This is a genomic window from Leeuwenhoekiella palythoae (genome assembly GCF_020310025.1).
Classification (GTDB): Bacteria; Bacteroidota; Bacteroidia; order Flavobacteriales; family Flavobacteriaceae; genus Leeuwenhoekiella; species Leeuwenhoekiella palythoae.
In genome coordinates, this window is record NZ_CP084318.1 from 2,968,411 (window position 1) to 2,983,561 (window position 15,151).

The window sequence follows — 15,151 nt, forward strand, 5'->3', positions numbered from 1 at the left end:
ACTTCTTATTTAATGACGCTTAAATTGCGAATTGTGCAGAAACATTAGCACATTCCTAAAACGTACACTTCTTTTTGTTAAAATTTTAAGTTTTTAAGCTTTTTTTAAGATATTGAGAAAATTATATCGATTAGTTTAGGGCTCGTCTCTCACTGGATTTACAGAAGATTTACTGATTTTGAATCCTGCTTTTTTAGCAGAATTTTAAAGGTTTAGGCTTTAGTGGTGGGATATAGTTCATTAATCAAAAACTCAAACCGTTTTTATGAAAAGAAGAAATTTTGTGCAATTAGCAGGATTGGGAGCGGGAGCGTTGATGGTGCCTTCAGCAATGATGGGAAACAACATCGCCGCCGAAGCATTATTAGAACCTGGTCTTGATATTGCTACCAAAAAATCACTGGCCGATGTGGCGCTAAACACCGCACGCTCCCTCGGCGCTTCGTATGCCGATGCGCGTATAGGTCGCTACCTTAATCAATATGTATTTACCCGTGAGGATAAAGTGCAAAATGTAGTAAATACTGAATCTTTTGGTATTGGGGTACGCGTGATCGCTAATGGAACTTGGGGCTTTGCATCAACCAACGATGTAACCGATGCAGGAATCAAAAAAGCCACACAACAAGCAGTTTCTATAGCAAAGGCAAATTCAAAAATTCAAACGGAGCCGGTAACGCTTGCTCCTGTAGAAGCACACGGTGAAGTAAGCTGGAAAACACCAATTGTAAAAGATTTTAGAGAAGTTCCGGTTTCTGAGAAAGTAGAGTTGCTACTCGATGCAAATGCAGCGGCAATGAACGCAGGAGCCAACTTTGTGAATTCGGCCTTGTTTATGGTGAATGAACAAAAGTATTTTGCATCTACTGATGGTTCTTATATCGACCAGGATATTCATCGCATCTGGCCCACCTTTGGCGTTACAGCCATAGACCGCGAGGCGGGTAAATTCAAGTCTCGTGATGCGCTCAGCGCACCGATGGGAATGGGGTACGAATATATGGACGGACTAGATAGCGAAAAACTCAAGAGTCCGGCAGGATTCAACCTGTACCGCAACAGCTATGATATCATTGAAGATGCAACAACAGCGGCGAAGCAGGCAAAAGAAATGCTTACTGCTGAGTCTGTAATGCCGGGCAAATATGATTTGGTTTTAGAACCAAATCATCTTGGCTTGACCATTCACGAGTCGGTAGGCCACCCGCTGGAGCTTGACCGTGTATTGGGTTATGAAGCCAATTATGCAGGAACCAGTTTTGCTACCTTAGATAAATGGAAAGCCGGTGACTTTAAATACGGTAGTGACATCGTAAACATCGTAGCCGATAAAACACAACCGCATTCCCTTGGTGCTGTAGGTTATGATGATGAAGGTGTGAAGACCAAGAAATGGGATTTGATTCGTAATGGAACCCTGGTGAATTATGAAGCGATTCGTGATCAGGTAAGCATTCTAGGTCAGAATGAATCCCACGGATGTTGCTATGCACAGAGCTGGAATGATGTTCAGTTTCAGCGTATGCCTAACGTTTCACTTGAGCCGGGCAAAGAGCCGTATTCAGTAGAAGAAATGATCAAAGACGTAGAAAAAGGAATCTATATCGCTGGGCGCGGTAGTTATTCTATAGACCAGCAGCGCTATAACTTTCAGTTTGGGGGTACGGTATTCTACGAGATAAAAGATGGTAAGATTGTAGGCATGTTGAATGACGTGGCTTATCAATCGAACACGCAGGAATTCTGGAATTCGTGTGCAAAGATTTGTGATGAGAAAGATTACCGATTATTCGGTTCGTTCTTTGACGGAAAAGGGCAACCTTCTCAGGTAAGTGCCGTTTCTCACGGTAGTTCAACGGCGCGTTTTAATGGTGCTAATGTCATCAACACAGGCAGATCGGTCTAACTCTTTTATCTAACATTTAATACAAAGTACAATGGCAATATATACTGAAGAAGAAGCACGAGCGATCTTAGAGAAGGCGATGAGCTTTTCTAAGGCCGATGCGTGTGTAATGAATCTAGGCGGAAGCGAGAGCGGAAATATCCGTTATGCGCGAAATACCGTTTCTACCGCCGGGCACCAGTCTAACCAAAGCTTGGCTGTAGAGTCGAGTTTCGGAAAGAAATCGGGAACAGCAACCATCGACGAATTTGACGATGAATCTCTAGAAAAAGTAGTGCGTCGCTCAGAAGAATTGGCGCAGCTTTCACCGGAGAATCCCGAATATATGGAACCTCTAGGTCCGCAAACCTATGACAAATCAATTACCTATGTAGATGCTACAGCGAATGTAACCCCCGAATATCGAGCGGAGGTTGCTGCAAACAGCATCAAACCGGCCGCTGAGCAGGATGTGACGGCTGCCGGATTCTTAGACGATGGAGCTGGCTTTAGCGCGATGCTCAATTCAAACGGATTGTTCGCCTACAACAAATCGACCAATGTTGATTTTACCGTGACAATGCGAACCAATGATGGTACCGGTTCAGGATGGGTGACGCGCGATTATAATGACATTACCAAGTTTGATGCCGAAGAAGCATCAGCGATCGCAATAGATAAAGCGGTGATGTCGCGTGAGGCGAGAGCAATCGAGCCGGGGCGTTATACCGTGATCTTAGAACCTGCTGCAGCAAGTGATTTACTGGGTAGATTTCGTGGCGCTTTCAACGCACGTACAGCTGATGAAGGCCGAAGCTTTATGTCTAAAGAAGGTGGAGGAACAAAATTAGGAGAGAAAATTGTTGACGAGCGCGTGAACATTTGGTCAGACCCATTGCATCCTGATGTTCCTGCTTCAACCTGGAGCGGCGATGGTTTACCACGCAAAAAAACACAATGGATAGAAAACGGAGTCGTAAAAAATCTAGCTTACGACCGCTACTGGGCATCGCAGCAAGGTGTTGAGCCGGTACCTTTTGCAGCCAATATGATTATGGAAGGTGGGGATACCTCTTTTGACGAAATGATCAAAAGTACAAAACGCGGAATCTTAGTGACGCGTTTCTGGTACATTCGTTCGGTTGACCCGCAAACGCTCTTGTTTACAGGACTAACCCGCGACGGAACTTTTTATATCGAAAACGGACAGATCAAATATCCGGTGAAGAATTTCCGATTTAATGAGAGTCCGATCATTATGCTCAACAACCTTGAAGCCTTGGGTAAACAGGTACGCGTAAATGGAAACCTTCTTCCGTATATGAAGGTCAGAGACTTTACGTTTACCAGCCTGTCAGACGCGGTTTAAACAAAAAAATAATTAGAAACTGGTTACTTCTTAAGTAGCCAGTTTTTCTTTTTCTTTAATATGTATTGAAGTTTGGCTTTCGCCAAAAATAGAAATAGCAAACCCCTTGAACTTCCGTTGAATACCGAATTTTTCTTCACACGATTGCAATATGAGTCGGGCGACTGGGATGTAGACCAGCGTATGCCCTCCAACTTGCTCAACTCGCTTGTGGAATACACTACGCTTAAGATCAGTACCACTGAAAATATCATCTCGCTAAGTAGTGATGCGATTTTTGAATGTCCGTTTTGTTATATCTCGGGACATAAACTGGTGCAGTTTACACCCAAAGAACGCGAGAATTTTGAGAATTATGTGCGCAATGGCGGTTTTGTATTTGCAGACGATTGCAATCACGATATCGACGGACTCTTTGCAAAATCTTTTGAGCGACAAATGGAAGAGATTTTTGGCCCTGACGAACTCAAAAAAATCCCGAACGATCACGAACTCTATTCTTCTTTCTTTGAATTTGAAGATGGACCGCCGGCAACCTCTCAGGAGCTGAACGGTTGGGGAGATGATCTGGTGCACGAATATTTAAAAGCTATTGAGATCAACGGACGCATCGGGGTGCTTTATAGCAACAAAGACTACGGTTGCGAGTGGGATTATGACTTTAGGAACAAGCGATTTTATAGAATAGACAATACACGATTTGGGGTGAACATTGTGATGTATGCCCTGACCTCATAACTTAAACGTATGGATAACAACTTGGTGAAAATCGAGCAGGAGGTAAATAGCCTTACGGCGAAAATCACACAGCTCAAACAAGAAATAGGCAAGATCATCATTGGTCAGGAAGAAACGGTCGAGCAGTTGCTGATTACTTTTTTGGCGGGTGGCCACGCCTTGCTAGAAGGGGTTCCCGGACTGGCAAAAACCTTGATGATACGCACTTTGGCGCAAGCCATAGACCTGAAATTCAAGCGCATTCAGTTTACGCCAGATTTGATGCCCAGTGACATCATAGGGACCGAAATCCTCGAAGAAGATCAAACCACAGGGAAGAAATTCTTTGAGTTCAATAAAGGTCCTATTTTCTCAAACATCATCCTCGCTGATGAGATCAACCGTACGCCGCCCAAAACACAGGCGGCCTTGCTCGAGGCGATGCAGGAATTTGAGGTGACTTATTCCGGGAAAACCTACGCGCTGGATAAGCCCTTCTTTATTCTCGCAACGCAAAACCCCATCGAACAATCGGGAACTTTCCCTTTGCCGGAAGCACAACAAGACCGTTTTTTACTCTACATCCGTATTGGCTATCCAACCGAAGCAGAGGAAACCACGATTTTAAAAGCCACAACGAGTTCTAAAAAAGCAAAAGTAGAGTCGGTGCTGAGCGGACAAGAGATCATACGCTTACAGCAACTCGTGCGTGAAGTTCCCATCAGTGACGAACTGATAAGCAAAGTGAGCAAGATCATCAGAGCTACCCGCCCTGAAACTACAAGTGACGAATACGTCAAACAATGGGTAAGTTGGGGAGCAGGGCCACGTGCAGGCCAGGCAATGATCTTAACCGCAAAAGCCAGAGCACTTTCGCAAGGCCGACTATCCGTGACTCCAGACGATTTGAAGTTTGTAGCTTTCCCGGTGTTGCGCCATCGCGTGATCGTCAATTTTAAAGCGGAGGCTGCAAACATTACGACAGATACGGTTACTCAAAAACTATTGGAAACCATTTTATAAATCGGGATGCAAACCAACTATCAAGAACTCCTCAAACCGGAAATCCTGCACGAAGTGTCAGGACTCAGCCTGATTGCTCGGGTGGTTGTTGATGGCTATTTGCAAGGTTTAAATCGCAGTAAAAGTCTCGGCAGCGGTATGGAATTCAGTCAGTACCGCGGTTATGAACCGGGAGATGATCTGCGTTTGCTCGACTGGAAAATGCTGGCGCGCTCCGGGCGCTATTACATCAAGCAATCAGAGATTGAATCTCAGGTTTCGGTGAAGTTTATTCTCGACGCAAGTAACTCGATGGCACATCAGGAAGGCGAGCTGACCAAAATGGATTATGCTAGGGTTTTGGTGGCAAGCCTTGCGTACCTCGCACATCAACAAGGGGATGAAGTAGGCCTTTTCGCTTTAAGCGAAAATAACCTGACCACCATTTATCCTAAAGCCAGCATACAGCATTTTAACCGTTTGCTCCAGGAATTACTCACGGTGGAAACCACCGGAAGCTGGCCGATGAGTGCCATAACTAATGAGCGATTGCACGAGCGCGGCCGTAAAGAACTCATCTTTTTTATTACTGATATGTATGAGCATAGCGACGAACTTTCAGCATTCATAAAAGCCTTGAAAACGTCGCGGAATGAAGTAGCGGTGTTGCAAATTATGGGGAAAGAAGAGGTGAATTTTGACTATAAAGGCACAGTGACTTTTGAAGATCTCGAGACCGGGAGCAAGTTGAAGGTTTCGGCAAAGGAGGCCAAGAAGCACTATCTGGAAACCTTGCACAATAAATTCAAACAAACGGAAGAACTGTTGCTGAATCAGGGCATCAGTCATCAGGTATTTACGATGGGCGAACCGCTGGGAGAAACCCTGAATCTGTTCCTCAAAAAACGCATAAATCTCGTTTAATATGTTTTTTGCCAATCCGATGTATTTATGGGCTTTACTGGGACTCGCCGTTCCTGTAGCCATACATCTATGGAGTAAAGACGAGGGCAGAACCATCAAAGTAGGCAGCATAGCCAACCTCAAAGAATCTGAAAACACTCAAACGAGAACGCTGCAGCTTAATGAATGGTTGTTGCTGCTGTTACGAATGCTGGCAATCACTTTGTTGGTGTTTATTTTGGCCGAACCTTTCGCTAAAACAAAAACCAGAAATCAGGATTTGGTGTATCTGGTTGAACCGGAATTATTAAAGATTGACACGTTCAAAACTTCTATGGATAGCCTGGCGGAAAGCAAAACGGTAAAATTATTTCTAGAAGATTTTCCGGAATATAATGCAGCTGATTCGGTGAAAACCGTTGCGGCCAACTATTGGCAATTAGCACAGGATTTTGAGATGCTAAAAGCCGATAGTTTAGTGGTTTTTTCTCAATCGCTTGTCAAGGGTTTTAAAGGGAAACGCCCTGAAATTACCGAATATGTAAATTGGGTGACCATTGATTCCTCTCAGTCCACCGAAGGTGATGTAACCTTGACCCAACTGCAAGATTCGATAGAAGTGCTTGAGTTAATAAGTACGAAGGAAAAGCTAAGTTTTAAAAAGTCTGTTCGTGAAGCTGACGCTGTACAAAACCTGAACACGGATCTCGAAATTCAATCGGTAGATACGCTTCAGGTTTACGCGTTTGCGGAAGACAGCCTGCAAACTGACCTAAAATTCTTAAAGACCGGTTTTGAAGCTTTATCCACGTATTTAAAACGCCCGATTGCAATCACCGATATTGCTCCTAATGAAACATCAGAGGGAGGAATTTTGATTTGGCTCAGCCCAAAAGGCGCGCCTGAGTTTTCAGGGACGCTGCTCAACTATCAGCAGGATATGTTTGCTTCTGATTTAATCATAAAAAACGGCACCCATTTTTCATTGACGCAAAACCTTACCCGAAAAAATGTGGTCGAACAACATCTAGCAGAACACTTATTGCCATTGCTAAACCTATATCCGGAATTGGAACAGGCGGTTCAAAAATACGACCGTCGCCTGCTGGCCGATGCATTTGCAACACCCTTGCGTACAGCAAAAGACCAAGAACTAAACCACGCCTCAAGCATCCCGCTGACGCACTGGTTTTGGTTGGCTTTGCTCATTGCCTTGATTGTTGAACGTTTGTTATCCCGAATTCGAAAGCAATGAGCAATATAGGAAGACATAGCGTTCTAAAATTCAAACAGCGTTGGCAAAGCCAATTATGGCTGTTGGTGCTTTTATTGGCGCTGCTTCCGGCAATGTTGTTGTTTATTTTGACCAAGGGGATTGTGGTCAGTCTTCTCCTTTTTATGGTTTTAGCAACGGTAGGTTCCTTGCTGTACAAACCTCTGACGCTGGGGATTTCAAAAGTGCTTGCCTATATCGATGCGCGCATTCATCATTCTGAGTACAGCGCAGGCTTGGTGTTTCAACCTACAGAAGAACTGAGCAGTTTAGGTCAGATTCAGCGGTATCGCACCGAACAGAAACTGGCAAACGAACTCAAAGCATTAAAAACGCCTATAGATTTTAAACATTTCGGTTTTTTACTTTTTGGAGTACTGGTTGGTACTTTGATTTTGGGTGTTTTGCTAAACACGAACGATAGTCTTTTTGATGAGGAAGCAATCCAACCTGAAAACGAAATGGTCATCCGCGCAGTAGATTCCGCGGAAGCGAAAATAATTCCGCCTAAAATCATCAAACAAGCGGTCACTGTGCGTTATCCAGGATATACCGGCATTGCTGCACGCACAAGCGAGAAAATGGATATTAAAGCGCTTGAAGGTTCGCAAATCACTTGGATCTTGACGTTTGACCAGCCCGTCGATTCTGTTTTTATGGAAAGCCAATCGGCGCAGTATGCGATGAAAACCAACGCCAAAACCTATCAAAGAACCCAGCAATTAACAACCTCCGGGTTTTACAGTTTCCGCTTTGTGGATACCTTGGGTAATGCTTATGTTTCCGATTTGCACAGCATCGAGACATTGGTTGACGCGCCGCCACAGGTAGATATCTTGAATCTCGATCAGTTCACTTCCTTTGAGCCAGGAGACGAAAAAAACATTGCTTTTGACACTCAGATCATTGACGATTACGGTATTGGTGCTGCTTATATTGTGGCGACGGTGAGCCGCGGTTCGGGAGAATCGGTGAAGTTTCGGGAGGAGCAGATAGCTTTTAATTCCACTATTGCGAAAGGAAGCAAGCAGCAATCCCTTTCGCAACAGCTAAATCTGGATCAGCTTAAAATGGAGCCGGGTGATGAACTTTATTTCTATGTACACGCGCAGGATTTAAAAACGCCGAAGCCCAATGTAGCGCGTAGCGAAACCTATTTTGCGGTGATTAAAGACACGACCGCATATGAGTATGTCGAAGCCGGAGGAATGGGAGTTGATCTACTTCCGGATTATTTTAGAAGTCAGCGCCAACTCATTATTGATACCGAAAAGCTGCTTAAAAACAAACCGAATTTAAGTGCCAAGGAATTCAATTCGACCAGCAACGAACTCGCTTTTGACCAGAAAAGTCTGCGTTTAAAGTACGGCGAATTTATGGGCGATGAGGCCGAAGGCGGTCTTGCCGCGCAAACTGAAGATCCCGGGATACTAAGCGATGAGGATGCTGATCCACTTGCTGAATATTCGCATCGGCACGACAGTTCCAACGACCATAATCTGGTGGAGGAGGAGCACGAACACGAACACGAGCACGAAGGTGAAGAGACAGAGGAGGAAGACCCGTTGGAAAAATACGTGCACAACCACAGCGACCCCGAAGAGTCTACTTTGTTTGCAAAATCCCTAAAACAGAAACTGCGCGAGGCGCTCAATATTATGTGGGATGCAGAATTGCACCTGAGAATGTTTGAGCCCGAAAAATCCCTGCCGTATCAAAATGAGGCATTAAAACTCATTCAGGAAATCAAGAACAGTTCACGTATTTATGTGCACCGCATCGGTTTTGATCCGCCGCCCATCAAGGAAGATAAACGCCTGACCGGCGAGTTGAAAGAAGTTTCAAGCGTCACAAAACAGGAGGATTTGGAGCAAGGCGCCCGTATTGAAGCGATTCAAAAAGCCATTTCAAGAATAGAAGGATTGATTGCGTTTCAAGTGAAATTAACCCCGGAAGATCAGCAATTGTTTGAAGACGCAGGCAACGAACTTGCAGCATTAGCCATTGAGCATCCCGGAAATTATCTGGAAACCCTACAGCAACTTAATTGGATCTCGCAAAACCTGGATACCGATATCAAAACCTTGAAAGAACTACAAAACGGATTGCTCAAAGCCTTACCCGCCGAAGAAGCAAAACCCAACACCCAAAATGCCAAATTTTCTAAACTGGATGCCGTGCTGGTAAAAAATCTGGATGCCGATGAGTGAGTTGACCTTTGTACATAGCGCCTCTTGGATTCCGGGATTGATTGCTGCTATAGCGCTATTCGCTGTTTTTGTAGTGAAAGAATGGCCACGTAGAAGCGGTAGTTTTGTGTGGCGTCTGGCAGCCGGATTGGTAGCCGTTTTGGCATTGTTGGCCATTGCTTTAAAACCGGCACGCTTGACCTCAGTGGATGGAAAGCAAGGGGTTTTGCTGACTACAGGATATCAGGAAGCACAACTGGATAGTTTGCGTGAAACAAATCCGCAGTTAAAAGAGTTGGTGTATCAAGATTATATTGATCGCGACGAATTGGATTCGATCTCCCAACTTTTTATTCTGGGAAGTGGAGTCAAACCATATGATCTCTGGCAGTTAGAAGGAAGAACTGTAAAGCTTCTAAAGAAAGAAATCCCCAATGGCATCGATCAATTAAGCTATTCAAAAACACTTTCGGAAGGGGAGGATTTAAACCTGACGGCCCGGTACCTAAAACCGAAATCTGGAAATCAAATCGTATTGCAAGCCCCGGGAAATTTAGGATTGGATTCGATTCAATTTACGGCGGCAACAGATACGGTTTTTTCGCTACAAGCGAAAATCAAGGCGCCGGGAGATTTTGTATACAATTTGATTGAGAAGGATTCTTTGGGAAGGGTTTTGAACAACGAAGCTTTACCCGTCCACATAAGCCCGCAAAAGCAGTTGAGCGTTGTGATGCTATCGGCATTTCCTTCGTTTGAATTTAAATATTTAAAAAATTATTTGGCAGAATTAAACCATCAGGTTTTAGTGCGCAGTCAGTTGACGCAAAACCGTTTCAAGTACGAGTACTTCAATCAAGAGCGGAAGCCTTTTAATGCATTGAGTACTTCCGGTTTGAATGATTTAGACTTGCTAATTCTCGATGCGGGAGCCTGGCAATCCCTTTCGCAAAACGAACAAAACAGCATAAAAGATGCGGTCACGCAGGAAGGCCTGGGCGTGTTTGTGATGCCTAGCAAAGAGCTGTTTTATGGTAGTCAGCCCTTGATTGATTTTGATTTCACCCGAACCGCGCAAACGGAAGTAGAGCTACAAGATGGGATTGTGGTTTCTACATTTGGATACTATATGAATTCTGCGGCCAATTTTAACGCTACGCTAAAGGCAGCAAATCAAATCTTAGCTGGGCAAGGCTTTATCGGCTTTGGAAGTGTCAGCACCACGGTGTTGTCAAATACCTACGCTTTGCAGTTAAAAGGAAATCAAGAGCGGTATAAATCCCTGTGGAGCGAGATATTAAAATCGGTGCTAAAACCGGAAAGCGATATGGTTTTCTGGGAAGAAACAGAACAAATTGTTAGGCCTCATGAACCCTACACTATAAAGTTTCGAACTGCGGTTTCAGAATTCACCCTGACCGATACAGATGGGAATTCCATTCCTGTCATACAAGATCCAGACATCCCCGAGTTATGGTTAGCCACATTTTATCCCGAAGAAACCGGTTGGTTTACCTTAAGATTTTCCACAGGAGATACGGTTTCAGAACATGCATATTATGTGTTTGCCGAAGTGGATTGGAAAGCTAGAGCAGCGCAGGGGCTCACCAAAGCCAATCAGGACTTTTTTAGAAAAGGAGATGCTGAAGTAGAAGAACTTCAAGTTAAACGTCCTATCAATCCAATATACTTTTTTGTTCTCTTTGTGCTGGCTATGGGCTATTTATGGTTGGAGCCAAAGCTGCAAAGTTAAATTCTAATACGATTTCTTAAAATCCAACTTTAAGGGTAATAAAATTTAGAAAGCCTTAGCATATGATGCTAAAGTACTTTTAATCTTTTGCTGGTGAGCGCTAATGCTTTGTAAATTAGAATTATAAATTTTGAACGATGAAAACTTTACTAAGCATATTCAGCATAATCACACTAAGTTTAAGCACCGCGATACTTCCGGTGAATGATGATCCTAGTATTCAACAACTCACCTTTGATGGCTATGAAGGTGGTTACTATTTTTTCTCAAACGAAGCCTATCAAGCCGTGGTCCTGGAAAGTGATTCAGAACTTGTGATGGACCTAAAAAATAATGATGCGGTAGGTGAGCAATTTGAGGTGGCTTACGAACCTAAGGCACAAACTGAGACTTCTTCAAGTCAAGGTACCATTGAGACCATTAAAAAAATTAAATAATTTATTTTGATTCCCCTCAACGAGAAAGTCCGGATTGTGAATCCGGACTTTTTTTAGGTCTAAACTTTTCGGAAGATTAAATCCTAAAAGCTATAGTGTAGAATGCTTCGGGCTGTATACTTATTTAATTTCGGTGATGAAATCCTCTTTAGGCGTACGCACTTTTTTCATATTCACTAACCAATCATTATCGGCATCGCGATAGCCCAAAGTGAGCAACAAGGTACTTTTATAACCAGATCCTTCCAATTCTAATAATTTATCTACTTCCGCAGGCACAAAACCTTCCATAGGCGTTGCATCAACTTTTTGTTCTGCCGCAGCAGCGATAGCCATCGCAAAAGAGATATAACTTTGTTTTGAAGCGTGATCTGCCTGCCACTCTTTACCCAATGGTTCGTACAAACTCATAATATTCTGCTTGTAATCATCCATAGTTTCGTGAGGTAAGCCGCGCTGATCCATCGTATAATTAAACACTGCGCTTACACGCTCATTGGTATAACCATCCCAAGCAGCAAAAACCAATAAATGCGAGCAATCAGTAACCTGACTTTGATTCCACGCAACATTTTTGATTTTTTCAAGCAATTCTTTGTTGGTAATCACAAACACTTTATAAGGTTGTAATCCTGAAGAAGAAGGTGCTAAACGGGCAGCTTCTAAAATATAATCCAGTTTTTCCTGAGGTACTTCGGCGCCATTCATGCTTTTAGCTGCATAACGCCATTTAAGGTCGTCTAATAAACTCATATGCTAGTATAATTTTTGAGCAAAATTAGCAAAGGGAGGTTACATAAAGTAACTTTGTAACAAAATAGCTAGTAACATTAGAGTAACCGAGTTATGTGTGAGGATGAATTAAATTGTAAAGAAAAAATTAGGGCCATTCACGATACGATGGATGTCTTGAGCGGCAAATGGAAGGTTTCAATTATTGCTTGCTTGTGTTATCAAGGTATGCGTTTTTCTGAATTACTCAGGGAGGTAGAAGGCATTTCCGGGCGTATGCTGAGTAGAGAACTCAAAGATCTGGAGATGAATAAACTCATTGAGCGTACCGTAGTTGACACTAAACCGGTAAGCGTGTTTTACAAAATTACAGACTATGGTGCTTCTCTAAAAGAACTCACCGATGTCATTGCCGAATGGGGTATAAAGCATCGCGCTATGATCACTGAAGATTTTAAAAAGGTAACACTGTGAAAGAGATCGAAAGTACATTGCAAAATAAAGGCATTCGGCCTACGGCAATGCGTATGCTGATCTATAAGTTTATGGCCGAAAAAAATTCGGCACAAGGCCTGTCAGATCTGGAGTTGGCGTTTACTAAAGCGGATCGCACCACGGTTTATCGCACGCTAAAAACTTTTGAAGAAAAAGGGGTAGTTCACCAGATTGACGACGGTACCGGCGTGCTCAAGTATGCGCTCTGTGAACCCGGCTGTCGGTGCGATATAGAGCGTGATCTGCACCTTCATTTTCATTGTAACGCTTGTGATAAAACCATTTGTCTAACCGAGCATAAAATTCCGCATATCAATTTACCTGATGGTTTTATTGCCGAAGATGCCAATCTGGTGGTCAAAGGTATTTGCGATAGCTGCAGCACCTACTAAAATGCACTTCTGTTGCACGGCTTTTTTAGTGAACTTTCCATTATGAAAGAACACACGCATACTTCAGAGCACCACGTTGAAGAAGGTTGCTGCGCAAAACATAGCACATCAGGCACTTCTGAACAGCATCATCAGGGTAGGCTAGCGTTTAAAACCTACGCACCCGGACTTTTTAGCTTTTTGATGTTGGCTTCAGGAATGTTGCTAGACCATTTTGAAGCATCTTTTTTCAAAGGTACGTGGCGCTTGATTTGGTATATTATTGCCTATATCCCGGTGGGGGTTCCCGTACTACAAGACAGTTGGGAGAGCATTAAAAAGGGATCGGTATTTACTGAATTTCTTTTGATGAGCATTGCAACGCTGGGTGCTTTTATCTTAGGCGAATATCCCGAAGGTGTTACGGTAATGTTGTTTTATGCCGTGGGCGAATTGTTTCAGCACGCTGCGGTAGATAAGGCCAAGAACAACATTAAAGCCTTGTTAGATGTACGACCTAACGAAGCTATGGTTTTTAGAGACGGAAAATTTGTTCCGACTGCTCCTGAAGACGTTAAAATAGGCGAACGCGTTCAGGTGCGAAAAGGAGAAAAAATACCTTTAGACGGAACTTTGCTAAGCGCGAAAGCTTCTCTAAATACGGCTGCATTAACAGGCGAAAGCAAACCGGATACGCTTAAACAAGGAGAAACCGTTTATGCCGGAAGCATCAATCTCGATGGAGTTATCGAACTGGAAACTACTGCGATTTTTACAGAGAGTTCTATTGCACGTATTCTTGAACTGGTACAGAATGCCACTGTGAGAAAGTCAAAAACCGAATTGTTCATCCGCAAGTTTGCTAAAGTCTACACGCCCATCGTCGCCTTTCTGGCCTTAGCATTAACCTTTTTACCTTACTTCTTTGTAGCCGATTATGTGTTTAAAGAATGGTTGTATCGTGCCTTGATCTTCTTGGTGATCTCGTGTCCTTGTGCTTTAGTGATCTCAATTCCGTTGGGGTATTTTGGAGGTTTAGGAGCAGCATCCCGTAACGGGATTTTATTTAAAGGAGCTTCCTTTCTTGATGCGATAACCAAAGTGAAGCTCGTGGTTACTGATAAAACGGGAACGCTCACGCAAGGAGTTTTCCGTATAAAAACCATAACAACTGAAAACGGCTGGAGCGAAGCAGAATTTATGACTTATGTAACGGCCTTAGAAGCACAATCGACGCATCCCATAGCTAAAGCGATACAGGAATATCAAGTAGAAAGTTCAAGCGTAGAAGTGCGCGAGGTTCAAGAGCATAGCGGTAAAGGCTTGCAAGCGTTGATCAACGGCAAAACGGTGCTTGCCGGTAATGCGGCTTTACTGAAAAGTCAGCATATCGAAGTTCCGAAAAGTCTTGAGGATATCGTAGAAACTCTGGTTCTCGTTGCCATTGACGGTGAGTTCGCCGGTTACATTGTACTTGCCGATGAGCTAAAGCCTGATGCTAAAACAGCTATTCAAAAACTGAAGGAAGCCGGTGTACAGCAGACTGTGATGCTATCAGGAGATAAAGATACCATTACCCAAAAGGTTGCTAAAAGTCTTGGAATTACCTGGGCTGAAGGCGGACTCCTGCCGGAAGATAAACTGCGGGAGGTTGAGCAGTTGGAAAAACAAGAACATACTAAGGTAGCATTCATCGGCGATGGAATCAACGATGCGCCGGTTTTAGCAACTGCTGACGTAGGTATCGCTATGGGCGGTTTGGGAAGCGATGTGGCGATAGAGACCGCCGATGTGATTATTCAGACAGACGAACCTTCTAAGGTGGCGCAAGCAATGCTAATAGGCAAAGCTACTCGCAAAATTGTTTGGCAGAATATCGCGTTAGCCTTCGGTGTAAAAGCTGCGGTATTGATCCTTGGAGCAGGCGGACTCGCAACGATGTGGGAAGCGGTGTTTGCCGATGTGGGCGTGGCGTTTCTCGCGATTTTAAATGCAATTCGCTTACAACATATGAAATGGAACTAA

13 protein-coding genes are annotated in these 15,151 nt (G+C 43.7%); 12 read left to right on the top strand and 1 reads right to left on the bottom strand.

The features are described from left to right. Positions 1-265: 265 nt before the first annotated feature. From LDL79_RS12715 to LDL79_RS12755, 9 genes are all read left to right on the top strand, one after another. Positions 266-1,906, top strand: coding sequence for a TldD/PmbA family protein (locus tag LDL79_RS12715; protein WP_225597941.1), 1,641 nt, complete (start codon positions 266-268; stop codon positions 1,904-1,906). Between the two features lie 31 nt (positions 1,907-1,937). Continuing rightward, positions 1,938-3,254, top strand: a complete 1,317-nt coding sequence (locus LDL79_RS12720; protein ID WP_167596451.1) for a TldD/PmbA family protein — start codon at positions 1,938-1,940, stop codon at positions 3,252-3,254. Positions 3,255-3,371: 117 nt separating this feature from the next. Then, positions 3,372-3,992: a DUF4159 domain-containing protein gene (locus LDL79_RS12725; protein WP_225599975.1), complete on the top strand. Its 621-nt coding sequence runs from the start codon at positions 3,372-3,374 to the stop codon at positions 3,990-3,992. A 9-nt stretch (positions 3,993-4,001) separates the two neighbouring features. Then, positions 4,002-4,994, top strand: a complete 993-nt coding sequence (locus tag LDL79_RS12730) for an AAA family ATPase (protein ID WP_225597942.1) — start codon at positions 4,002-4,004, stop codon at positions 4,992-4,994. A gap of 6 nt (positions 4,995-5,000) precedes the next feature. Beyond that, positions 5,001-5,897: a DUF58 domain-containing protein gene (locus LDL79_RS12735; protein ID WP_225597943.1), complete on the top strand. Its 897-nt coding sequence runs from the start codon at positions 5,001-5,003 to the stop codon at positions 5,895-5,897. A 1-nt stretch (position 5,898) separates the two neighbouring features. After that, positions 5,899-7,131, top strand: a complete 1,233-nt coding sequence (locus LDL79_RS12740; protein ID WP_225597944.1) for a BatA domain-containing protein — start codon at positions 5,899-5,901, stop codon at positions 7,129-7,131. After that, entirely contained in the window at positions 7,128-9,359 is a 2,232-nt protein-coding gene (locus LDL79_RS12745) for a tryptophan-rich sensory protein (protein ID WP_225597945.1), read from the top strand. The genes LDL79_RS12740 and LDL79_RS12745 overlap by 4 nt, the downstream gene beginning before the upstream one ends. Continuing rightward, a complete protein-coding gene (locus tag LDL79_RS12750) occupies positions 9,352-11,091 on the top strand; it encodes a hypothetical protein (RefSeq protein WP_225597946.1) in 1,740 nt (579 codons plus the stop codon). Before LDL79_RS12745 ends, LDL79_RS12750 begins: the two co-directional genes overlap by 8 nt. Before the next feature lie 137 nt (positions 11,092-11,228). Beyond that, complete coding sequence (locus LDL79_RS12755) at positions 11,229-11,528, top strand: hypothetical protein (RefSeq protein ID WP_225597947.1); 300 nt, start codon at positions 11,229-11,231, stop codon at positions 11,526-11,528. Between the two features lie 120 nt (positions 11,529-11,648). Here the strand turns inward: LDL79_RS12755 and LDL79_RS12760 are convergent, their stop codons facing one another. Beyond that, complete coding sequence (locus tag LDL79_RS12760) at positions 11,649-12,281, bottom strand: nitroreductase family protein (protein WP_072984642.1); 633 nt, start codon at positions 12,279-12,281, stop codon at positions 11,649-11,651. A gap of 93 nt (positions 12,282-12,374) precedes the next feature. Here LDL79_RS12760 and LDL79_RS12765 point away from each other — a divergent pair, with 93 nt between their 5' ends. Genes LDL79_RS12765 through LDL79_RS12775 form a run of 3 tightly spaced genes read left to right on the top strand, consistent with a single transcriptional unit; the run spans position 12,375 to position 15,151 of the window. Next, entirely contained in the window at positions 12,375-12,734 is a 360-nt protein-coding gene (locus LDL79_RS12765) for a winged helix-turn-helix transcriptional regulator (RefSeq protein ID WP_225597948.1), read from the top strand. Next, on the top strand, positions 12,731-13,147 hold the full coding sequence (locus tag LDL79_RS12770; RefSeq protein WP_072984646.1) for a Fur family transcriptional regulator: 417 nt from the start codon (positions 12,731-12,733) through the stop codon (positions 13,145-13,147). The genes LDL79_RS12765 and LDL79_RS12770 overlap by 4 nt, the downstream gene beginning before the upstream one ends. 42 nt (positions 13,148-13,189) lie before the next feature. Continuing rightward, positions 13,190-15,151, top strand: coding sequence for a heavy metal translocating P-type ATPase (locus tag LDL79_RS12775; protein ID WP_225597949.1), 1,962 nt, complete (start codon positions 13,190-13,192; stop codon positions 15,149-15,151).